This window comes from Hymenobacter profundi (genome assembly GCF_019334315.1).
In the GTDB taxonomy this organism is placed as follows: domain Bacteria; phylum Bacteroidota; class Bacteroidia; order Cytophagales; family Hymenobacteraceae; genus Hymenobacter; species Hymenobacter profundi.
On record NZ_JAHWGL010000010.1, the window covers coordinates 19,845 to 41,445 of the forward strand.

A 21,601-nucleotide genomic window follows, 5' to 3' on the forward strand; every position below is an offset into this window, starting at 1 on the left:
TGCTGCGGTGGTCAGATTTTTTACTTCTCTATGCTTGATCTTGCTTCGCTGGCTGCGGCCACTCGCCCTACCTTGTTGGTTATTGCCGGCCCCACGGCCGTGGGCAAAACGGCGCTGTGCGTAGCACTGGCTCAGCAGCTAGGCACCGAAATCGTGTCGGCCGACTCGCGGCAGTTTTTTCGGGAGATGAGCATCGGCACGGCCAAGCCTACCCCAGCCGAAATGCAGGGCGTACCGCACCGCTTCATCAACTCGCATAGCATCACGGAAAGCTACAATGCTGGCCGGTATGAAGTTGATTGCTTGGCGCTGCTCGATCAGCTGTTTCAGCGGCACCGCGTGGTGATTCTGACGGGCGGCTCGGGCCTGTATTTGCAGGCCGTAACGGATGGCTTTGATGCCCTACCTACTATCGACCCGGCCGTGCGGGTTGGCATTCAGCAGGAGCTAGCAGCGCACGGCCTACCCGCCCTGGTAGCAGAGCTGGCCCGCCTCGACCCAGTGGCGCACGCCCGCATCGACCCGCAAAACCCGCAGCGCGTAGTGCGGGCTTTGGAGGTGACGCGGGGCACTGGGCAGCCTTTTTCCAGCTTCCACGGCCAGCAAACCAAGGTGGCACGACCCTTCGACGTGGTGAAGATTGCGCTGAGCCGCGAGCGGGAGGAGCTCTACCAGCGCATCGACCAACGCGTGGATGAGATGCTGGCCGCGGGCCTGCTGGCCGAGGTAGAAAGCGTGCTGCCCTACCGCCAGCACAATGCCCTGCAAACGGTGGGCTACCAGGAAATCTTCGGCTACCTTGATGGCGCCTACGACTGGGCGGAGGCTGTGCGTCTGCTCAAGCGCAACACCCGCCACTATGCTAAGCGCCAACTCACATGGCTCCGCCGCGATGCGCAGTACCAATGGCTGCACCCAGCCGAGGTAGGGTAGGGTTAAAAGCGCCTCCCTACCTTCAACTGCAACGTAGCCAGCGTGTTGCCGAATGTGTCATTCTGGAAAGAGGCCTTGCCGCCAGCCAACCATTGGCGGTCAATGCCAAGGGCTACATCCAGGTTCAGGGAGAGCATGTAGCCAGCATGTACGCCCTGTTCATGTTCTAGATAGTTAACGGCGCCTCCCAAACCTGCATCCCAACGAGTTTGAGGTGCTCCGTAGCGGTTGGAATAGCCTACGTAGCCACCGCCACCTACGGCAAACAGCACCTGCCTATTATTGCCAAAAGGATATAGGTAAAATTCGTGTTCCAGATTGGCAGCCTGGTAGGTCATGGCATAGGGCACGTTTATGCCGGTGCTGCCAGGCCGTGGAATTGGGTCGAATACTGTTGAAAAAGACTCTCGGCTGCCACCAATAAATGCCAGGCGCGTACCTGTGCCTAGGTGGCGCCCGAAGAGCGGGGCATATTCCACATGAGCTTTCAGGGCCTTGTAGTCGCCGGTGCCTACCAGCGCAGAGCCTACCCCCAGTTGGATGCTGGCCGGACGTTGAGCAACAGCAGAAAGCGATGAAACACAGAGCGCAGCCACCAGGCCGGCTACTTTGTAAAAATTCAACATGAATGCGAACGATAAGAATACTTATATAAGAACGGTGGTCAAGATAAAGGATTGTTGGCTACAGGTTACTACTATATAGTAAAAAAGCAACGCCTCCATGTAGGAGGCGTTGCTTGTAAGTAGAAGTCGCACACGCGACTGTTCGGCTACGAGTTCAAAATCTCTACCATCCGCATGAAGCTCTGGTTGATAAGCTTTTTCTTGCTGATGGTGTCAGCGAAGGGAGTGTAAACTAGCTTCTTATCCACAATGCCGGCCATCACGTTGCGCATGCCGTTGACTAAGCCCTCTACGGCTGCAATACCGATCTGAGAGCTGAGCAAACGGTCGGCGGCGGTGGGCGAGCCCCCGCGCTGAATGTGCCCCACGATGGTGACGCGGGTATCGAGCTGCGGAATAGCCGCCTTCACGCGCTTGGCTACCTCGTGCACGTTGCCCTCTACCTCTCCCTCGGCCACAATCACGATAAAGGACGTTTTGGAACGCTTCCACCCCTCGCGCAGCGTGTCAATCACGGCTTCAGTCGACATTTGCGTTTCTGGGACCATCACGATTTCGGCGCCGCCGCCAATGGCGCACGGAATGGCAATGTAGCCCGAGTCGCGACCCATCACCTCAATAAAGAAGCACCGGTCGTGCGAGTCGGCCGTGTCGCGGATTTTGTCGATGGCCTCTAGGGCCGTGTTCACGGCCGTATCGTAGCCGATGGTGTAATCCGTGCCGAACAGGTCGTTATCAATCGTACCGGGCGCGCCTACCGTGGGAATGCCAAACTCTTGCTCGAAGAGGGTAGCGCCCGTGAAGGTACCGTTGCCACCAATGGCAATCAGGCCTTCAATACCGTTGTTCATGAGTTGATCGTAGGCCTGCTGACGGCCTTCTTTGGTCATGAATTTCTGGCTGCGAGCCGATTTGAGGATGGTGCCGCCTCGCTGCACTGTGTTGGAGACGGAAGCCGAGTCGAGCTTCACGAACTCGCCCTTGATCATGCCCGAGTAGCCGCGCATGATTCCATAGACTTCGATGCCGTGGTAAACGGCCGTGCGCACCACGGCCCGAATGCAGGCGTTCATACCGGGCGCGTCACCGCCGCTGGTGAAAACTGCAATACGTTTCATCATTATGTTCCTTCTGTGCTACCCGTAGGGGTGGCAGTGAGGCAGCAAAGTTGGTGAATCTGCACGGAAAGTACAGCGTCTGGGCAAGGAAAGACAAAATCAGGGTGTGTAAGCCAGCTTTTTTTTCTGAATTGCGTAAGCGGAGCTATTGGAAGAATCTTAGCTTTCTTTTAACTTTCACAACTTACTGACATTGTAAGCTGGCCTTACAGCGTCATGTACGCTTGTTGCCGTGCCCGCCCTTTTGTCATTTCTAAACCCCGCCCAGTATGTTTGGTTTTTTTGAAAACGAGCAGACCAAGAAAGTGAAAAGCCATCTGCTGAACCTAGCCGCACTGGCTAAAGCAGACGGACACATCGACGAACGGGAAATGAATTTTATCGTGTCGGTGGGCCGTAAAAACGGCATGCGGGCCGGGGAAGTGCGCGATATCGTGGCAAATTCCAATACCGGCGCACTCATCATCCCCGACAACGACTCCGAGCGTTTCGACCAGATTTTTGACCTCGTGGACATGATGCTGGCCGACGGGGTAGTGGACGAAAACGAAATGGATTTCTGCGTAGGCATGGCCGGAAAGTTGGGCTTCCGGCAAGCCATTGTGGGCGTATTGGTACGCAAAATCTCCATGGGCGTGCGCGACGGCCTACCCCGCGAGCAAATCAAAGAAGACACCCAAAGCTTTCTGAGCCAGAACAGCCAGGCAAACTGATTGCATCTGGGAAGCGGAAGTAATTCTCTGTCATCCTGAACGCAGTGAAGGACCTTCTCACGTGGAAACGAGTCGTTGTTACGATAGTCGTTCTCGCGTGAGAAGGTCCTTCACTGCGTTCAGGATGACATTTTTTATTACCCTACCACAAACTCCACCGCCCGCAGTAGCGCGGTGCAGGCCTCGTCAATCTGGTCGTTGGTGATGATTAGGGGCGGGGCGATGCGCAGAGAGTTGTCGCAGAACAGGAACCAGTCGGTGAGGATACCTTCGTGAAACAGGGCGCGGTCGATGATGGGCTTGAGCACGTCGAACGACTCGAACTCCACGGCCATTAGCAAGCCGCAGCCGCGCACTTCCCGAATGGCTGGGTGCTGGAGCTGCGCCCGAAAGCGCGTCGCTTTTTCGGCTACGCCCGCCAGCAGGTTTTCCTCCTGAATAGCGCGCAGGGTAGCCAGCGAGGCCGCGCACGATACCGGGTGCCCGCCAAACGTGGTGCAATGACCCAGAATTGGGTTGGTCTTGAAGCCCGCCATAATCTCCTGCGTAGAGATGAATGCCCCAATGGGCATACCACCGCCCATACCCTTGGCGCAGAGCAAAATATCAGGCTCGATGCCGAACTGCTCGAAGGCCCAGAAGGTGCCGGTGCGCCCAAAGCCGCATTGGATTTCATCCAGAATCAGCAGAGCGCCTACCTCCGTGCAGCGCTGGCGCAGGGCGGGTAGGTACTCTGGGGCCGGCACGCGCACACCCGCTTCGCCCGCCACCGTTTCGATGATAACCGCCGCTGTGCGCTCCGTAATAAGCGCCAGATCGGGCAGGTGGTTCGGCTCGATGTGGCGCACATCGGGTAGGAGGGGGCGGTAGCTACGCTTGAATTCCTCGGACCCCGTGACCGACAAAGCACCCTGCGTAGAACCGTGGTAGGCGCGGTGGCAGCTCACCAGCTCGGTGCGGCCGGTGTGGCGCTTGGCTAATTTGAGGGCGCCTTCCACGGCCTCGGCGCCTGAGTTGGTGAAATAAACGGTATCGAGCTGTTGAGGTAGAGTCTGGTGCAGGGCCTCGGCCAGCAGCGCCGGCGGCGCCGACACCAGCTCACCGTACACCATCAAGTGCAAGAACTTATCAGCTTGGTCCTTAATGGCCTGCACTACGCGCGGGTGGCGGTGCCCCACGTTGCTGACGCCAATACCCGCAATCAGATCAAGGTAGCGGCGGCCATCGGGGGCGTACATATACACGCCTTCGGCCCGTTCAATCTCCAACAGCAGCGGAAAATCGGAGGTTTGCGCCTGGTGGCGCAAGAAAAGCTGGCGAGGGGTAAGCATCCCGCAAAGATACCGAATGGTGAAGTTGTGAATGTTAAAGCGTCTGTCATCCTGAGTGCAGCGAAGGACCTTATCACGTGAGAACGATAATCGTATTAACGACCTCGTTCAACTGGCATAAGGTCCTTCGCTGCGCTCAGGATGACAGACGCTTTAACATTCACAACTTCACAAATTCACCTTTTCACCTTCTCCGGCTGCGGGTTACGCGCTGTAATACTTCGCGGGTGAACTGGCGCTCGGCGGTGTAGAGTTGGCTTACTTGCCGGATGCTCAGGACTTTCTGGAACTGACGGAGATAGTCTTTATCAAGGTCTACTTCCTGCTGGCGCAGGGCCAATACCTGATTGAGATTGTCTTTGAGCTGCTGGTCGCTGAGGGTTTCGGGGCGGGTGGTGCGGAGCTGGCGCGAGCGTTGGTTCAAGTCGCGGCGCTTGGTGGCGTACTCGTTGTAGATGGGCCAGAACTGCTGCGCCTGCTCCTGCGTGAGGGACACCTTCTCGGTAAGGTAGGCAATGCGGGCATTTTCAAGCTGGTTGAGACGGCCGCTGGGGGCAGTTTGCGCTACGCCGTGCAGGCTCAAGGCCAGCAAGGGTAGTAGGAGCAGCAATGGGCGAATGGTACGGTGAAAAAAGGCAGACAACGGGTGCATGGCGGAGAAATCAGGCTTTATAAGTACGAATCATCGGTGGGCTGGGCATCGAGGGCACTTTGCAGCTCCTCGGGCGAAGCATGCAAATAGCTGGCGGTGGTAGGCGCGGTGGCCGACAAATCAGCCAAATCGGCCAGGGTCACGCGGGAGTCGTTAGCCAGCAGGTACTGCACCAGCTCCTCCTGGGGCACGGCGGCCAGGGTAGCCGACGCCGAGGTAGGCGTAACGCTAAGCACCAGCGACGCCGCAAAACCTCCCAGCAGCAGCGTGGAGGCCAACGCGGTGCGCAGGGGTAGGGGCAGGCGACTTAGCCAGCCGAGGGCCGGCGCTTCGGTGGGCTGCACGCGGTCCATCACGCGGCGCGGCAGCTGCTCGAAGTACCCGGCCGGGGGCGGCGCCAGCGGATACGGCCGGCGCGGGTGGTCATCCAGACGAAAAGGCGTGTTCATATGCATTAGAAGCGGCGCAAGCCGCAGGGTTTAATCGTTGATAGACTGAGTGGTAACATACTGCTCAATTTTCTTCACAGCGTGGTGGTAGGAGGCCTTCAACGCCCCTACCGACGTGCCCGTGACGTCGGCCATCTGCTCGTAGGTCATGTCCTCGTAGTATTTCAGGTTGAATACCAGGCGCTGTTTGTCAGGCAGGCGTAGAATGGCTTTTTGCAGCTTTTGTTCTACCTCGTCGCCGGAGAGCAAGCCGGGGTCGGCTTCCACTTTGGCTAGCAACTCGGCCCCCACATCATTAAGAGGTAGGAAAAACTTGCGCCGCTTGGCCGACAGGAAATTCAGGCACTCGTTGGTGGCGATGCGGTAAATCCAGGTGAAGAGACTGGCATCTTGGCGGAAGTTCTCCAGATTCTTCCACACCTTCACGAAGGTGTCCTGCGTGAGGTCGTCGGCGTCCTGGTGGTCTACCACCATTTTGCGCACGTGCCAATACACCCGCTGCTGGTACTTGCGCACCAACTGGTTGAAGGCCAGATTTCGGGAGGCCGGATCAGCAAACTTGGCGAGTATCTCCTGGTCTTCCAATCAGAAGCGGGGTTAGGGCGAAATAGAATGTGTTCTGGTTAGACGCAGGGAGTGGGGGAGGGTTTAATTGACCTATGAAAAACAAATTCGGGAGAGCCATGCGCCCCAGGGCGAAATAGAAGGAAGGATGTTCGTAATGGCGTTGTGGGCAGCCAAAAGCCAGCGCCTGTCGTACTACCGGAGGTCGGCTAGCGTTTCACCTATACGTCTCCCATTTCCGTCATCAACCCGCCCCTGCATGGACCTCACCCATTCCAACTACGGCCTATCGGCCAGCAAAGAAGAAGAAGAGTATACAGCCGTTGCTGGCGAAAAAGCGCCCGTTGCCTACCCCGACGAAGACCCTGGCAACCCCTTACCCCGCGCCGTGCTACGCCTCAACAACCACCAGTTGCTCGACGGCGAGTGGAAGTTTGCCGTTGATACCAACGACGATGGTCTGCACAATGGTTGGCACCTGGGCCACGACTATCAGCACACGGCGCAGTGGCCGGGCTCGGTAGAGATGCACATGGCCGCCGCCAAGGGAGAGCCCAGCCCCATTGCCTGGAAAGATAAGGTAGTGGTGTGGTATGAGCGTGAGTTTGTGCTGCCCGAGCGCGATGAAGTGGAGGAGCGCTCCATGCTCCAGCTCACGTTCGGCGCCTGCGGCTACGAAACCCGCGTGTGGTTGAATGGTCACCCGTTGCAAACCATTGAAGGCGAAGAGATTCACTACGGCGAATACACGTCTTTCTCCTACGAGCTACCCGACGAAATCCTGCACCTTAGCAACCGCCTCACCGTGCGCATTGCCGACACGATGGACGCCGAAACGCCCCGCGGCAAGCAGGAGTCGCACGTGTATAAGCGCGGCGGAATCTGGTACCAGACCTACACCGGCGCCGTGCGCTCGGTGTGGCTGGAAATGGTGGAGCGCAACCGCCTCCGCTCCCGCGTGGGGGTAGTGAGCGTGGTAGAAGACCAACTGGTGCGCTTCAACCTGGCACTGCGCATCCACGACCCAGGACAGTATGTGATTCGTTTGCAAGTGTTTGGGAAAGATTCGGACGCGACGGAACCACTGGCCACCTCCGATTTTCCGATGCTGCTGGAAGCGGGCCAGCGTGAGCAGCGCGTGGTGATGGAGTTGCCCGGTGCCGAGCTATGGTCGCCGGCCACGCCCCATCTCTATCGGCTGGTAGCCCAGCTCATTGATGCCAATGGCTACGCGGCCCAGATAGAGGCGTATTTCGGCCTGCGCAAGATTGAGGCGCGGGGTTGCTACGTGTATCTGAACAATGAGCGCATCTACCTCGACGGCATCCTCTACCAGCCCGGCACGGCCACTTATGCCGAGATGCAGCGCCATTTCTACGCCATGAAGGAGCTGGGCTGCAACCTGGTGCGCGTGCACATTGCCGGCGTCGACCCGCGCATTTACAACCTGGCCGACGAGTTGGGGCTACTGCTGTGGGTGGAAGTGCCCAGCCCGCACAGCTCCACCACGCGTAGCCGGCGCAACCACCGCGCCGAGCTGCTGCGCATGGTGGCGCTCATGGAAACGCACCCATCCATCATCATCTGGAGCTTATATAACGAGGATTGGGGCGCGCAGGACATTGCAACCAACAATAAAACCCGGCAGTACATCGTGGATACGTACCACTACATGCAACTGGCGCACCCGCAGTTTTTGGTGGTAGACAACGACGGCTGGCACCATATTTCCTACCTAGGTAGGCTGAAGTCGGACCTGCTGACGGCCCACCTCTACACGCCCGACGCCAACCGCTGGCGCGAGCTGCTCGACCGATTGGTGCGCGGCGAACTGGAAGGCACGGCCGCTTTCCCCCTAGTGGTAGGCGACCCATTTTTCTACCGCCGCCAGGTGCCGTTGCTGGTAAGCGAATGGGGCGGCTTCGGCTTTCCCGACTATGGAGGACCCCAAGACGATGCCGAGCGCGCCGAGCGCATCCGCCTATTTAAGGAGGAGCTGCGTGCCCGCCCCATTGCCGGCGACGTGTACACGCAAGCCACCAACATCGAAGATGAGCGCAACGGCCTGATTGACCCGCACACCGGCGAACTGAGCGTGCCGGCAGGGCTGCTGGCCTCGGGGCCGCCACCTGCGCCGTTGGGGTAGGGGTATCGTAGCACTGTCCGTACCTTCGTTAGCATATTGCAATCAGGGTTTCCACTCTTATGAAACATACGCTCAAGCCGGCAGGCATACTGCTGGCGTGTTCCTTCTTATCGGCTTGCCATATGCAGAAACCCGTTGCGCCTGCCACCACGGCTACTGCCGAAGCAACTGCTGCACCGGCTGTGTGGCAGTCGGAGGCCTACTCGCTCTACCGCGACAGTGTGGTGCAAGGCGCGTACGTGGCCAGGGCGTTGTCGCGCACCGAGCTGGTGTCGAATTACCAAAGCCCGGCCAACGCATTCGTTGATCCGCGCATTGAGTTCAAGTTCAGCATCAACGGCAAAGACAACGAACTGCCGGTTGGGCAAAACCACACGATAGTAGCGGTGCCGAAAGCGGGGCAAAACGGGCCACTGGAAACGCCGCTAATTTCCTTTGGCCAGCACTTCGTGGACTCTACCCCGGTGCCGGCCAACACCTACTTGGCACCCAACACTGCACTGAAGATTCGGCTGGATATGCGGCCGGTGCTGGCGGCGTTCAAGCAGCACGGCTACTATACCACGGCCAAAGGTGATAAGCTCTATCAGGCCGATTTCAAGCACGTGTTTGTGGCGGGTAGCGTGGCGCCGTTGAGCTGGGATTTTGATAATCTGGTGAACAAGCCGGAGCTGGAGCTGAAAGACCCAGACGGCGACGGCATTTATGAAGTGACGCTCACGCTGGACGCGCCCGCCAACGTCAAAACCACGGCCGGCCGTTGGCAGCAGACCATCAACACCGAAGACTTTCCGCAGTATCATTCCGACTACCCCCTCTCGGATGCGCTCTACAACCTGGCCCTGGAGGAAGCCCGCCGCGCCGTGGAGCCCGACAGCACCTTCCGCACCGGCAAGGAGTGGGCCGGCGTTTGGACCCGCGACATCAGCTATTCCATTATACTAGCACAGGCCACGTTGCAGCCAAAGGTGGCCATGAACAGCCTCCTGCGCAAAGTCACGCCCGAGGGTCGCATCATTCAGGATACGGGCACGGGCGGCGCCTACCCCTGCTCCACCGACCGCATGGTGTGGGCCGTGGCCGCCTGGGAAATCTACAAAGTGACCGGCGACGAAGCCTGGCTGCGCAAGGTCTACCCCATTATCACGAAGTCCATCGAAGACGACGTGCAGAATGCCTACGACCCGGCCACCGGGCTGGTGCGCGGCGAGTCGTCGTTTCTGGACTGGCGCGAGCAGACCTACCCGCGCTGGATGCAGCCCGTGGACATCTACCAGAGTGAAAACCTGGGCACTAACGCCGTGCACTACCAAGCCAACGTGGTAGCCGCCCACATGGCCCAACAATTGGGCGATGCCGCCGCCGCTACCCGTCACCAACAACTAGCCGCCCGCATCAAGCAGGGCCTCAACCAGCACCTATGGCAGCCCGACAAAGGCTACTACGGCCAGTTTCTGTACGGGCGCAATTTCCTCACGCTTTCTCCCAAAGCCGAGGCACTGGGCGAGGCGTTGAGCGTTTTGTTTGGGGTGGCCGAGGGTGCGCAGGCGCAGCAGGTGGTCAGCAAAACGCCTACCGTGCCGTTTGGGGTTCCGTGTATCTACCCGCAGATTTCGGGCATTCCGCCCTACCACAACAACGCCGTGTGGCCCTTTGTGCAGAGCTACTGGGCGCTGGCCGGCGCTAAAGCAGGCAACGAGGCATCGGTGATGGAAAGCATTGCCGCCATCTACCGCCCCGCGGCGCTGTTCCTGACCAACAAAGAGAATTACGTAGCCGAAAACGGCGACTTCGCCGGTACGCAGATCAACAGCAGCAACATGCTTTGGAGCCTCTCCGGTAGCCTAAGCCTGATATATAAGGTGCTGTTTGGAATGCAGTTTGAGGCTGATCGGCTGGTGTTCAAGCCCTTCGTGCCGCAGGCGTTGCAAGGCACGCGCACGCTCACGGGCTTTCGGTACCGCCAGGCACTGCTGGATGTGGAGATGAGCGGTTTCGGTAACCAACTGCAAACCATTACGCTTGATGGTCAGCCGCTGGCCGGTGCCGCCGTGCCGGCTACCCTCACCGGTCGCCACCAGCTTCGCATCGTGCTCACCAGCCAAGCGCCCGTAGCCGCGGCCGTGGCGCGAGTAACCAACCGCTTCTCGCCCGAAACGCCCGTGGTTGCCTACGCCAACAACCAACTGACGTGGCCGTCCGTGCCGGGCGCCACGGCCTACCAACTCCTGAAAAACGGGCAGTTGGCCGGCCGCACCACCGAGCCGCGCTTTACCGTATCGGCCGGTGAGTATGCAGCGTATCAGGTAGTAGCAGTAGGCGCGGCGGGGCTGGAGTCGTTTGCCAGCGAGCCGCTGCCGGTGGGTAGCCAGTCCCAGCAGGTGCAGCTAGAAACGGTGGCTGCGAAGTCGGCGCTACCTTATAAAGGCTTCTCAGGTAAGGGCTTTGTGGAAATCAGCCAGGCGAAGAACCCTACCCTCACCATTCCGGTCACGGTGGCCGAGGCGGGGCTGTACGCTGTTGATTTTCGGTACGCCAACGGAAATGGCCCCGTTAACACCCAAAACAAATGCGCCATTCGCACGCTGCGGCGCGGCGCCGAGCTACTAGGCACGGTAGTGCTACCCCAGCGCGGCACCGGCGAGTGGTCGAACTGGGGCTACACCAACCCGCTGCCGGTGCGCCTACCTAAAGGCAAGACCCAACTGACCCTGACCTTCGAGCCCGCCAATGAGAACATGAACGGCGAAGTCAATCAAGCTATGCTGGATTGTATGCGGGTGGTGAAGTTGCAGTAGTAAATAGAACTGTCATCTCTTCCCATCTGTCATCCTGAGTGCAGCGAAGGACCTTATCACGCCTGAACGAGTCGTTGTTGCGAGCATCGTTCTAGCGCGATAAGGTCCTTCGCTGCACTCAGGATGACAGATGCTTTTCAATGCTCACCTCTTTGTAGAGTAAGAAAAACCAACGGTAATATTCGTGTTATCAGGGACTTTACCTTCGCTGTACTGGCTTTCGTGGGTATAGTTGTAGCTGAAGTTGAAGGCCAGATGATTGGTGAGCTTGAGGGCGGCCGTGGAGACGTTGCTGAAACGGTAGTTATTGAAGTTAGCCAAAGACGGCTGATAGAAGGTGGTAGAGCTAACCGTCAGAATTTTAATGGAGTACGCCACTTTCAGGCGCACCGAGTTGCGGGCTGTGAGCTTGAAGGTACCGTCCTGGAAGTTGGTTTTCTCCCGAATAATCAAATTGCTGATCGACACTTCCCGCCCCAACGTATCGGAGTAGAAGGCCCAGCCCGGACCGGCGCCCAGCTGCACGCGGTCGGTGATGCCGCGCAGGTTGCTGCGCTCAAATCCCCCGATGGCATAGGCCCGGAAGCGGCCTTTGTAATAATAGGGGGTAGCATTGAGCAGCAATTCGCGTTCCCGCAGCAAGCCATCCTGCTTACCGTAGATAAAGCTGCCATTCAGCGGCAGGCCATAGTGCTGACCCCTAGTGAAGGTGAGGGCCTGAGTGGTCGACAACAGCGCTCGGTTGACGCCACCTTTGCTGAAAGCACCCGTCAACTGACTGTTGTAAACAATGAGCGTGGTATCGCGCTGTTGTTGGTTTTGGGCGCGGGCCGCTGGGGCCACGAGCAGCAGAGCCGCCAGGAACAACAGGCAAAAGCAGTACAGTTTTGGCATAGAAATCGAGCTGAGCGAGCCGCAGCAAGTAGCCGTCGGCAACAGCAATAGGGCAAGGGAGTAAGTGCTCCCGTCTGGGTATGGAGAGCCGCAAAGGTAAGGCCGCCACCCCGACTTGCTGGTGCGTGGTATTGAGAGCTACCAAAGTATATTGCACGATAAGCCTCCGTATTGCAGCTTATTCCTCACGTTTTATGAGTTTGTTTTAGAAAGATGAGTGTTCGCTTTTGGCGCTATTTCCTGTTGATAATAAGTGTGTTGTGCGTAGGAGAGCAGGCTGTGGCTCAAGCGCCCGCGCCTACCCGCCGCGACTCCGTGCGTACCCAGGCCCTCAGCACCGACACGCGCCAGCTACGGCAGCTCGACTCGCTGCGGCGCCAAAACACCGACCGCCTCGCGCAATTGCAGCAAGAGCTGCTCTCGCTGAAAGGCCAAGGCCAGGACCGCACCCGCGAGCGGGAGCTGGTGCAAGAGCTACGCACCCTGCAATGGGCCGACTCGCTACGCCACTTGCGCGCCCGCCAGCACATCGACTCGCTGAAGCGCCACGCCCGCGGCTACCCCGTAGTGCCGCATGATGATACACTGTTCTACGTGTATACCAAGCTGGGGCCATTTTCGCCGCAGGAGCGCGCCAATCTCATTGCCGAAAAAGTGCAGCGCTTGGAATCCGACGTGTTCTTCCGGCCCGATTCGCTGCGCCTCTACCCCTCTGAGCAAACCATCGACCTGATGTACGGTGCGGTGGTCATCCAGAGCATTTCCGACAACGACGCCCTCTGGCTCGACACCTCCCGCGACTCGCTGGCCGTGCGCTACCGGGCACGTATTGTGGAGGTGGTAGCGGCCTACAAGCAAGAGCATAGCTTATATAATATACTGAAGGAGATTGGGTTGGCGCTGCTGGTGCTGGTGGTGTTCTACTTCGCCGTGCGCTTCGTCAATCAGTTCTTCCGCTGGGTACAGCTCAAGCTCATCGACCACGAAACCACGTGGTTCCGGGGTATTAAGCTGGGCACCTACGAGTTATTTACGCCCCGCCGCGAGCTGGATGCGGCTCTGCTGCTGGTGAACGTGTTGCGCTGGGTGGTCATCTTCCTGGTAATCTACCTAGTGCTGCCCGTGCTGTTCAGCATCTTCCCCGGCACCCAGGACGTGGCCGATACGCTGCTGGGCTACGTCATCACGCCCCTGCGCAAAATGCTGCTGGCGCTCTGGAACTACCTGCCCAACCTCATCACGATTGTGGTGGTCGTCACGGTGTTCCGGTACATTTTGAAGGGTGTGTATTTCCTGAAAGAGGAAATCCGGCAGGGGCATCTCACCATCCAGGGGTTCTACCCCGATTGGGCTAATCCTACCTACCAGATTGTGCGGGTGCTCATCTTCGCCTTTCTGCTGGTTGTAATTTTCCCCTACCTACCCGGCTCCGACTCGCCTATTTTCAAAGGCGTATCGGTGTTTTTGGGCTTTCTGTTCACATTCGGATCGGCGGGGTCGTTGTCGAACATTGTGGCCGGGCTGGTGCTGACGTATATGCGCGCCTATAAGCTAGGCGACCGGGTGAAAATCGGGGACGTGACCGGCGACATCATCGAGAAAAACCTGCTCGTCACGCGCATTCGCACCATCAAAAACGAGGAAATCACCATCCCGAATTCCTCTATTATGAGCAGCTACACCACCAACTACACCAGCGCCGCGCCTACCCTGGGGCTGGTGCTGCACACCACCGTCACCATCGGCTACGACGTGCCGTGGCAGCAGGTGCACCAGTTGCTCATCACGGCCGCACTGCAAGCCGAAGGCATCCTGCCCGAGCCCAAGCCCTTTGTGCTGCAAACCAGCCTCGACGACTATTACGTGAGCTATCAATTGAACGCCTACACCCGCGAGGCCAGTAAGCAGGCCGTGCTCTACTCGCGTATTCACCAGAACATTCAGGACCAGTTCAACGCGGCTGGCGTAGAAATCATGTCGCCGCATTACCGCGCCGTGCGCGACGGCCACCAAACCACCATCCCCACCGACTACCTCCCGAAAGACTACGAGGCACCGAAGTTTCGGGTAGAGGGATTGGACGAGAAGTAATAAGAACACGATTAGGCCGTACGCAGCAGGCACCCATGTAAAAGCTTTTGAAAATAGCTTGGTGCAGAAGAAGATAGTGTAGTTCTTGCGGATTACCCCGCCGTCCTACCTATCTCCTATATGCACCACGTCTTTCTAAAAGCCACCCTAGTATCTTGCCTACTTCTGTTGCTGTGCGCCACCAGCCATGCGGGTTCACCAGCAACAATTGCAGGCTTGCAGTGCGAGTACCTGGAGCGCCCACTTGGCCTTGATGCGCCGCAGCCGCGCTTTACGTGGCGTTTGCTGGATACCCGGCAGGGCGCCCGGCAAACCGCCTACCGCGTGTTGGTCGCTACCGATTCGATGGCGCTGGCGCAGGGTAGGGACGCGGTGTGGAACTCGGGCCTGGTGAAATCGGGGGCTACGTTAGTGACGTACGCGGGGGCGACGTTGCAGCCGTTTACGCGGTATTATTGGCGCGTAGAGGTGAAGGACCAACAGAAGCAGGCGGTTGTCAGCCCCATCACCAGCTTCGAAACCGGGATGCTGAACCAACGCAACTGGAAAGGCGCTTGGATAGCCGATGCCCACGACCAGCACACTAGGCCCGCACCCTACTTCCGCAAGGTGTTTCAGGCAAAAAACAGTATTAAATCGGCGCGGGCGTATGTGGCGGCGGCGGGGTTGTATGAGTTGTCGGTGAACGGCAAACGGGTAGGCGACCATGTGCTGGACCCGCTGTACACGCGCTTCGACCGGCGCACGCTCTACGTCACCTACGACATCACTCGGCTGCTGCAAACTGGCCAAAATGCCCTAGGCGTGCTGCTCGGCAACGGGTGGTACAACCTGCAATCTACGGCCGTGTGGGACTTTGACAAAGCTCCCTGGCGCGCCCGCCCTACCTTCTGTATGGATGTGCGCATCACCTACACCGATGGCCGCGTAGAAACCATCACGACCGGCAAGGATTGGAAAACGGCCTTGAGCCCTGTCATCTTCAACAGCATCTACACCGCCGAGCACTACGACGCCCGCCAGGAGCAGCCCGGCTGGAATACGGTGGCGTTCAACGATAAAGCCTGGAAAGAGGTCATCTACCGCTCCGCGCCTTCGGGAAATATCGTGGCGCAGGCCGTGCGGCCCATCCGCAGCACTGAGGAACTACCGCCCAAGAGCGTGCACCGCCTCAACGACACCACCTACGTGTTCGACCTGGGTAGGAATATTGCGGGCGTAAGTCGTCTCACGACGCAGGGGGCGGCGGGTACCGTAATTCACCTGAAACACGGCGAGCGGCTCTACCCCAACGGCCACGTCGATATATCAAACATCGACGAGCACTACCGCCCTACGGATAAATCGGACCCGTTTCAAACTGATATTTTTATTTTGAGTGGGAAGGGTAGGGAAAGCTTCATGCCGCGCTTCAATTACAAAGGGTTTCAGTATGTGGAGGTGACGAGCAGCCGCCCGCTGACGCTCACCAAGGAAAGTCTGACGGGCTACTTTCAGCACAGCGACGTGCCAGTGGCGGGCCACATTACCAGCGCCAATCCTACCCTGGATAAGCTCTGGCAGGCCACCAACGCCTCCTACCTCTCCAACCTGTTTGGCTACCCCACCGACTGCCCCCAGCGCGAGAAAAACGGCTGGACCGGCGACTCGCACATTGCCCTGGAAACGGGCCTATACAGTTTCGACGGCATTACGGTGTACGAGAAATGGCTGGCCGACTACCGCGACGAGCAGCAGCCCAACGGCGTGCTACCCTCCATAGTGCCTACCAACGGCTGGGGCTACGAGTGGGGCAACGGCCCCGACTGGACCAGCAGCGTGGTGCTGATTCCCTGGAACATCTATCTGTTCTATGGCGACAGCAAGCTGCTCTCCGACTGCTACGAGAACATGCGTCGCTATGTGGACCACATCACCGAAATCAGCCCTACCCACCTCACCACCTGGGGCCTGGGCGACTGGGTGCCCGTCACGGACAAGCCACCCGTGGAGTTCACCTCCACCTGCTACTACTACGCCGATGTGGTGATTATGGCGAAGGCGGCGCGGCTGTTTGGCAAAACAGCCGATGCGGCCCGGTACGAGGCGTTGGCCGCCGCTATCCAGCAAGCCTTCAACGCGAAATACCTCAACCCGCAAACGGGCCTCTACGGCAAAGGCACTCAAACCGAGATGAGCATGCCGCTCTATTGGCACTTGGTGCCCGAAGCCGCCAAAGGGCAGGTGGCCGCCAACCTCGCTAAACAAGTTGCCACCGACAACTACCACCTGAATGTGGGCTTGTTGGGCCAAAAAGCCATCCTAAATGCGCTCAGCGAAAATGGCTACGCCGACGTGGCTTACCGTATAGCGGCCCAGGAGACCTACCCCTCCTGGGGCTGGTGGATCAAGAACGGCGCCACGACGCTGTATGAAAATTGGAACATCCAGGCCAAGCACGACATCTCGCTCAACCACATCATGTTCGGTGAAATCGGCGCTTGGCTCTACAAAGGCCTCGGCGGCATCCACCCCGACCCAGCCCAACCTGGCTTCCGCAACGTGCTGCTCACTCCGCATTTCGTGCCCAACCTCGCACACTTCGAAGCTAGCCACGAGTCGCCCCAGGGCACCATCCGCTCCGCCTGGACCCATACCGGCCATGCCGTACAGTACACCGTGACCGTTCCGCCCAATGCTACGGCTACGCTGCGCTTTCCAGTAGTAGAGGGCTTGCAGCCGTACCGGGAGGGTAGGGCAGTGAAGAGCGAAGAGGTGGAGTTGGTAGCTGGGAGTTATGTATTCGAGTGGAAGTGAGCTTGTAGAACTACAAAAAGTTGGGCGTGTACTGCACTTCGTTGTGCAAGTATTCATGCACCTTCTCGTTGCGCTACTTTACTTGTTTCACAAATCGTGTGGTCAGGCGCTGTTCACCTTTGAGCCAGCAAAGGGTATACACGCCTGGTGCCAGCGCGGAAACATCCAGTCGCTTTGCATAGGAATCAACGAGCATCACCGTTTGCCCCAGCGAGTTAACAACCGTAACTTTTCCTCCTGCTATGTTTTGGGTGCCTTGTAGCGTGAGGTAGTCCGTTGCAGGGTTAGGGAAGACCCGTAGCTCGTCGGTGCTGGTCGCACGGCGGGCGGTAGCAAGCGGCGTAGCGGTGGCTTGCGCTACCCGCAAGATGGCCGCTGCCGCACAGGCTTGGCCCATCATCTGGATGGAAGCGGGGGAGATGTAGCGGCGGTCCAGGTTCCAGGTGCCATCCGCATCGTTGTAGGAGCCGGGGTAGTAGCCTAGCTGGTCGCGGCCGTACTCTATCAGGTAGTCCACTATGTTTTGGGCCGCGGCGAGCCACTTTGGGTTGTGGTCTACGTCGTAAAAATCCACCAGCATTTCTACGATGTCGCTGCCGCCCCAGAAGGAGATTTCGCTTACCCCCTTGCCCGGCGTGTACCATTGCTTCAAGCAGGCATCGGCCATAACTCTCGCGTCGTCGAGGTAGCGTATGCTGCCCGTTAGCTGGTAGAGTTTGAGGGCTAATTGAATGTTGGGCGTGGTTTGGTAGGCGCGGTAGCCCGCCCCGTTTTCGCCGTGCCCTACCAGGCTCCAGCTGCCGTTGGCGTAAAAGGAATACTGATTCAGCAGGTTTGTATTGCCATCACGCAACTTCCAGCTTACATCATTGATGAGGTCGTAGTAGCGTTTGGCTATGGTCAGGTAGGTAGGGTCGGAGCTATTTTTGGCGATTAGCGCGCAGTGGAGTGCCGGCAAAATGGTGGCCTGCGAGTAGAACTTACCCCACCCCAGCTCTGCTTCTTTTTGCGGAACACCCCAGTTCGCATCGCGCGCGTTCAAGCAGTAATTGAGGCCAATCAGGGAGCGGTCGTAGAGGCCGCTTTCGGTGGGCAGCACCTGCTGGTAGGCGTCCATCAGCGCCAGCCCTATAATGGCGTTGTCATCGTACAGCGGATCGGCGCCGGGCACAATATCGGAGGCGTATTTGCCGTGTTGCTGATATTGGTCGAGGGCATAGGCGTAGGACTTGAGCCGCGCCGTATACTTCGCTGGATTCACCAATGCCCCATAGCGCAGCGCCCGCAGCATATGCGACGCAGGCCACACGTAGCTCGCGCCGCCGCGCTCCACAAGTATGTTTTCGTTGGCATCAATCTGCTCCACGTACAACTGCTTGCTGGCGTTGTAGAACTTGGTATTGAGCTTATCCAGAATAGCCTCGCCCGCCACTTGGTATTTGTTTTGGCCAAAGGCGGTAGGGACGAGCAACAGGCAGCAGGCTGTTAAAAGCAAACCAATGCGCTGCTTCCCGGAAAGCACAGCAGAAAAGTTCAGCATAATCCGTTGGAGATAAGTAGGATAGTTAGCAGTCTTTAATCTGCTTATGATTGTAATATATGCAATTGAAATTTATTTTGATTGTTTTAAATATAAACGAGCGTTTTTAGTATAGTGTTTTCTATATGAATTCTCGAATCAAGGGTTATTTGCATTCATAGCTACTTATATCAGGTTTATGAATTATGAGACCCAAAGCTAAATATCTCGGCTGATGGGTAGGACGTTACACGAAACTGCCCCGTAGCCCGGAGCTTTAGCCATAGGACGTATGGTTCACAGAACTACTATGAAAGAAGAAGCCCCAGCAGGTACATGCTACTGGGGCTTCTTCTGTTTTAATATCTCAACAATTCTACTTCCGGCGGGCCATTACTTTTTCAACGGCGGCTACAATAGCCGCTTCGTTAAGGCCGTATTTTTCCATCAACTGATCAGGAGTGCCGCTTTCGCCGAAGGAGTCGTTTACGCCGACCATCTCCAGGGGTAGGGGCTCTTCGCGGGCCAGTAGCTGGGCCACGCTGTCGCCGAGGCCGCCGTTGAGCTGGTGCTCCTCGGCCGTTACGACGCAGCGCGTTTTGCGCACCGAGTTCAGGATGGCTTCCGCATCTAGTGGCTTGATGGTGTGGATGTTGATGATTTCGGCATTGATGCCTTTCTCCGCCAATAGCTTACCGGCCAGAATGGCCTTCCATACCAAGTGGCCCGTGGCGAAGATGCTCACGTCGGTGCCTTCGTTTAGCACCACGGCTTTGCCAATGATAAACTCCTGGTCGGCGGGGGTGAATACCGGCACCACGGGGCGACCAAAGCGCAGGTACACCGGGCCTTCGTGGTCGGCAATGGCGATGGTGGCGGCTTTGGTTTGGTTGTAGTCGCAGGGGTTGATAACGGTCATGTGCGGCAGCATCTTCATCATGCCGATATCCTCCAAGATCTGGTGGGTAGCACCATCTTCGCCCAGCGTCAGGCCCGCGTGCGACGCGCAGATTTTTACGTTTTTCTGCGAATACGCAATGCTCTGGCGAATCTGGTCGTACACGCGGCCCGTGGAGAAGTTGGCAAACGTGCCCGTGAAAGGAATCTTGCCGCCGATGGTGAGACCAGCAGCCAAGCCCATCATGTTGGCCTCCGCAATGCCTACCTGGAAGAAACGCTCGGGATTGTCCTTGATGAAGGCATCCATTTTCAGTGAGCCTACCAAGTCGGCGCATAGGGCCACTACGTTGGGGTTGGTTTTACCGAGTTCTTGTAGGCCGGCGCCAAAGCCCGAGCGGGTATCTTTTGATTCGGAGTAGGGAAAGTCTTTCATGTATTGTGTAGGAGAAGTGTAGAGAGTAAAAGCGGTGGTCCTCTTTGTCTGTCATCCTGAGCGCAGCGAAGGACCTTCTCACGTTAGAATTACTACAGAACGATTTCGTTCAGACGTGAGAAGGTCCTTCGCTGCGCTCAGGATGACAGACGAAGAGGATAGATTTAGGTATGTCATTTCCCAAAAATGCTAACCGAGGTGACCTGCCCCGAGCGAATGGAAAAATTGCGCGTGTCGGTAAACTTGCTACCCAGCGCGTTGGCCGAGCGGAACACCAAGCGGTAGTTGCCCGGCTGCATGGGTAGGTTGAGCCTGCTGCTGCCACCGTTAGGGAGGGTGTATACCCACGTTTGCGAGTCGTCCGGGTTTACCTGGTAGATGCTACCGTAGCCTTTCAGGTCTGACACGATATTGAGCGTGCCGGGCGCCTCATACGTCACGGCCGTTTCTTGGCCCTGCTTCACCGTGATGCGACGCACTAAGCGGGGTAGGGTAAGTAGCTCCACCTCGTAGTTGCCGGCCAGCAGCTTTTGCTTTGCGCCGAAGGGTAGGGCCACCACCGTGGCCGCGCTGCCCTGCGCCCGCACCACGGCTTGCACCGTGCCGTAGGGATTGGGCGTGAGCGACGGATTGCGGAGCGCCAGCGTGCCCTGGGGCGTTTTGTAGGTCAGCACGTTGGCCTTGCCGGGCCGGATGGGTAGGTTGCGCTGCACCACAGGCGGTACGGTATTTATCACCAGGTCGTAGCTCTGCAAGGCGTCCACGTCCAGCACGTCGGGCTTGCCCTGGGCGTTGCGGTAGTGCACGTAGTTGTACTCCGGCTGCTCGGTCACGTTATTGAGAAACGTGAGGTTGACGTTGCTTTCCGTCGGCCTACCCTGCTCATCGGTGAGGTTTACGGCCACGGTGGTTTTGCTCAGGGTTTGGGCAATCACATCGTTGAGCACCGTGCGAAAGGTGCCCACATCGGCCGCGTTGTAGTATTGGCCCAGGCATTCCAGCTGCCGGCCAAACTCCTTTTCAGCCCCAATGCCAATCACAAACGGCTTCAGGAACACCCGCTTGCGCTGCAACGCCAGCGCCGTAGCGCAGGGGTCGCCCTTGCAGGATTCGAGGCCGTCGGTGATAAGAATGAGCACGTTGCGGGAGTTGGGGTCGGTGGGGAAGTCCTGGGCTGACTGTTGCAGAGAGTAGGTAATGGGCGTGTTGCCCTTGCCTTCGATGGTCTTGAGTTTCTCGCGAATGGCGCGGGCATTTTTGCTGGCAAACGGCACTTCCAGCCGCGAGTCCTCGCAGTTGTTCTCCTTTGCCAGGTGCTGATGGCCGTACACACGCAACGCCAACTGCAAGTTGGGGTAGGTATCCAGTGAATCGGCCATACGGGCGAGCAGGCGCTTAGCGACGTCCATACGCGGGCCGCCTTCCCACGGCGCATTCATCGAGCCCGAGGCATCGAGCAGGAACAGAATGCGCGTAGTGCGGGGCTTTGTGTCCTGGGCACGTAGGGGGGCTGCGAGTAGTAGGAAGCTACCCAACAGAACTCCACATACGCGTCCTAGTGTCAGCATACGGCAAACCTCACCCCCGGCCCCCTCTCCTCGGGGAGAGGGAGAGCCAGACGTTTTTGTTGATGATGAG

The 21,601-nt window shown here is 58.1% G+C and carries 16 protein-coding genes; 6 read left to right on the forward strand and 10 right to left on the reverse strand.

The features are described 5' to 3' along the window. Positions 1–30: 30 nt before the first annotated feature. The gene (gene miaA, locus KYK14_RS04465; protein ID WP_219157281.1) at positions 31–933 is read left to right on the forward strand and encodes a tRNA (adenosine(37)-N6)-dimethylallyltransferase MiaA; all 903 of its coding nucleotides are present in this window, start codon (positions 31–33) and stop codon (positions 931–933) included. A 2-nt stretch (positions 934–935) separates the two neighbouring features. Here the strand turns inward: miaA and KYK14_RS04470 are convergent, their stop codons facing one another. Next, complete coding sequence (locus tag KYK14_RS04470) at positions 936–1,559, reverse strand: hypothetical protein (RefSeq protein ID WP_219157284.1); 624 nt, start codon at positions 1,557–1,559, stop codon at positions 936–938. 146 nt (positions 1,560–1,705) lie between these two features. Beyond that, positions 1,706–2,677, reverse strand: coding sequence for a 6-phosphofructokinase (pfkA, locus tag KYK14_RS04475; protein WP_185284282.1), 972 nt, complete (start codon positions 2,675–2,677; stop codon positions 1,706–1,708). A 269-nt stretch (positions 2,678–2,946) separates the two neighbouring features. Here pfkA and KYK14_RS04480 point away from each other — a divergent pair, with 269 nt between their 5' ends. Continuing rightward, positions 2,947–3,390: a tellurite resistance TerB family protein gene (locus tag KYK14_RS04480; protein WP_185284122.1), complete on the forward strand. Its 444-nt coding sequence runs from the start codon at positions 2,947–2,949 to the stop codon at positions 3,388–3,390. A 137-nt stretch (positions 3,391–3,527) separates the two neighbouring features. Here the strand turns inward: KYK14_RS04480 and KYK14_RS04485 are convergent, their stop codons facing one another. The 4 genes from KYK14_RS04485 to KYK14_RS04500 form a co-directional block, all read right to left on the reverse strand. Further along, positions 3,528–4,721, reverse strand: coding sequence for an aspartate aminotransferase family protein (locus tag KYK14_RS04485; RefSeq protein WP_219157287.1), 1,194 nt, complete (start codon positions 4,719–4,721; stop codon positions 3,528–3,530). A 184-nt stretch (positions 4,722–4,905) separates the two neighbouring features. Further along, positions 4,906–5,364 carry a Spy/CpxP family protein refolding chaperone gene (locus KYK14_RS04490; RefSeq protein ID WP_208306988.1) on the reverse strand — a complete coding sequence of 153 codons (459 nt, stop codon included), beginning with the start codon at positions 5,362–5,364 and terminating at the stop codon, positions 4,906–4,908. 26 nt (positions 5,365–5,390) lie between these two features. Beyond that, positions 5,391–5,822, reverse strand: coding sequence for a hypothetical protein (locus KYK14_RS04495; RefSeq protein WP_208306987.1), 432 nt, complete (start codon positions 5,820–5,822; stop codon positions 5,391–5,393). Between the two features lie 30 nt (positions 5,823–5,852). Next, entirely contained in the window at positions 5,853–6,407 is a 555-nt protein-coding gene (locus KYK14_RS04500) for an RNA polymerase sigma factor (protein WP_219157290.1), read from the reverse strand. A gap of 238 nt (positions 6,408–6,645) precedes the next feature. Here KYK14_RS04500 and KYK14_RS04505 point away from each other — a divergent pair, with 238 nt between their 5' ends. Both KYK14_RS04505 and KYK14_RS04510 read left to right on the forward strand, forming a co-directional pair. Beyond that, a complete protein-coding gene (locus tag KYK14_RS04505) occupies positions 6,646–8,532 on the forward strand; it encodes a glycoside hydrolase family 2 protein (protein ID WP_219157293.1) in 1,887 nt (628 codons plus the stop codon). A gap of 122 nt (positions 8,533–8,654) precedes the next feature. Next, positions 8,655–11,330, forward strand: coding sequence for an alpha-L-rhamnosidase-related protein (locus KYK14_RS04510; protein WP_246601681.1), 2,676 nt, complete (start codon positions 8,655–8,657; stop codon positions 11,328–11,330). 144 nt (positions 11,331–11,474) lie between these two features. Here KYK14_RS04510 and KYK14_RS04515 read toward each other — a convergent pair whose 3' ends face one another. Then, complete coding sequence (locus tag KYK14_RS04515) at positions 11,475–12,224, reverse strand: DUF481 domain-containing protein (RefSeq protein ID WP_185284116.1); 750 nt, start codon at positions 12,222–12,224, stop codon at positions 11,475–11,477. A 213-nt stretch (positions 12,225–12,437) separates the two neighbouring features. Here KYK14_RS04515 and KYK14_RS04520 point away from each other — a divergent pair, with 213 nt between their 5' ends. Beyond that, positions 12,438–14,315, forward strand: a complete 1,878-nt coding sequence (locus tag KYK14_RS04520) for a mechanosensitive ion channel domain-containing protein (RefSeq protein WP_219157299.1) — start codon at positions 12,438–12,440, stop codon at positions 14,313–14,315. Between the two features lie 120 nt (positions 14,316–14,435). After that, the gene (locus tag KYK14_RS04525) at positions 14,436–17,111 is read left to right on the forward strand and encodes an alpha-L-rhamnosidase (protein ID WP_219157302.1); all 2,676 of its coding nucleotides are present in this window, start codon (positions 14,436–14,438) and stop codon (positions 17,109–17,111) included. 73 nt (positions 17,112–17,184) lie between these two features. Here the strand turns inward: KYK14_RS04525 and KYK14_RS04530 are convergent, their stop codons facing one another. The 3 genes from KYK14_RS04530 to KYK14_RS04540 form a co-directional block, all read right to left on the reverse strand. Continuing rightward, positions 17,185–18,651 (reverse strand): T9SS type A sorting domain-containing protein, encoded by a 1,467-nt coding sequence (locus KYK14_RS04530; RefSeq protein ID WP_219157305.1) that lies wholly within the window; start codon positions 18,649–18,651, stop codon positions 17,185–17,187. A 355-nt stretch (positions 18,652–19,006) separates the two neighbouring features. Next, positions 19,007–19,963, reverse strand: a complete 957-nt coding sequence (locus KYK14_RS04535; protein ID WP_219157308.1) for a transketolase family protein — start codon at positions 19,961–19,963, stop codon at positions 19,007–19,009. Between the two features lie 173 nt (positions 19,964–20,136). Continuing rightward, positions 20,137–21,531: a vWA domain-containing protein gene (locus KYK14_RS04540; RefSeq protein WP_219157311.1), complete on the reverse strand. Its 1,395-nt coding sequence runs from the start codon at positions 21,529–21,531 to the stop codon at positions 20,137–20,139. Positions 21,532–21,601 lie beyond the last annotated feature (70 nt).

Excerpts from the sequence above, each read along its gene's own strand:
- KYK14_RS04535 (WP_219157308.1), bottom strand. The coding sequence starts at position 19,963 with ATGAAAGACTTTCCCTACTCCGAATCAAAAGATACCCGCTCGGGCTTT.
- KYK14_RS04495 (WP_208306987.1), bottom strand. The coding sequence starts at position 5,822 with ATGAACACGCCTTTTCGTCTGGATGACCACCCGCGCCGGCCGTATCCG.
- KYK14_RS04515 (WP_185284116.1), bottom strand. The coding sequence starts at position 12,224 with ATGCCAAAACTGTACTGCTTTTGCCTGTTGTTCCTGGCGGCTCTGCTG.
- KYK14_RS04470 (WP_219157284.1), bottom strand. The coding sequence starts at position 1,559 with ATGTTGAATTTTTACAAAGTAGCCGGCCTGGTGGCTGCGCTCTGTGTT.
- KYK14_RS04540 (WP_219157311.1), bottom strand. The coding sequence starts at position 21,531 with ATGCTGACACTAGGACGCGTATGTGGAGTTCTGTTGGGTAGCTTCCTA.
- KYK14_RS04505 (WP_219157293.1), top strand. The coding sequence starts at position 6,646 with ATGGACCTCACCCATTCCAACTACGGCCTATCGGCCAGCAAAGAAGAA.
- miaA (WP_219157281.1), top strand. The coding sequence starts at position 31 with ATGCTTGATCTTGCTTCGCTGGCTGCGGCCACTCGCCCTACCTTGTTG.
- KYK14_RS04480 (WP_185284122.1), top strand. The coding sequence starts at position 2,947 with ATGTTTGGTTTTTTTGAAAACGAGCAGACCAAGAAAGTGAAAAGCCAT.
- pfkA (WP_185284282.1), bottom strand. The coding sequence starts at position 2,677 with ATGAAACGTATTGCAGTTTTCACCAGCGGCGGTGACGCGCCCGGTATG.
- KYK14_RS04530 (WP_219157305.1), bottom strand. The coding sequence starts at position 18,651 with ATGCTGAACTTTTCTGCTGTGCTTTCCGGGAAGCAGCGCATTGGTTTG.
- KYK14_RS04510 (WP_246601681.1), top strand. The coding sequence starts at position 8,655 with ATGCAGAAACCCGTTGCGCCTGCCACCACGGCTACTGCCGAAGCAACT.
- KYK14_RS04485 (WP_219157287.1), bottom strand. The coding sequence starts at position 4,721 with ATGCTTACCCCTCGCCAGCTTTTCTTGCGCCACCAGGCGCAAACCTCC.
- KYK14_RS04525 (WP_219157302.1), top strand. The coding sequence starts at position 14,436 with ATGCACCACGTCTTTCTAAAAGCCACCCTAGTATCTTGCCTACTTCTG.
- KYK14_RS04520 (WP_219157299.1), top strand. The coding sequence starts at position 12,438 with ATGAGTGTTCGCTTTTGGCGCTATTTCCTGTTGATAATAAGTGTGTTG.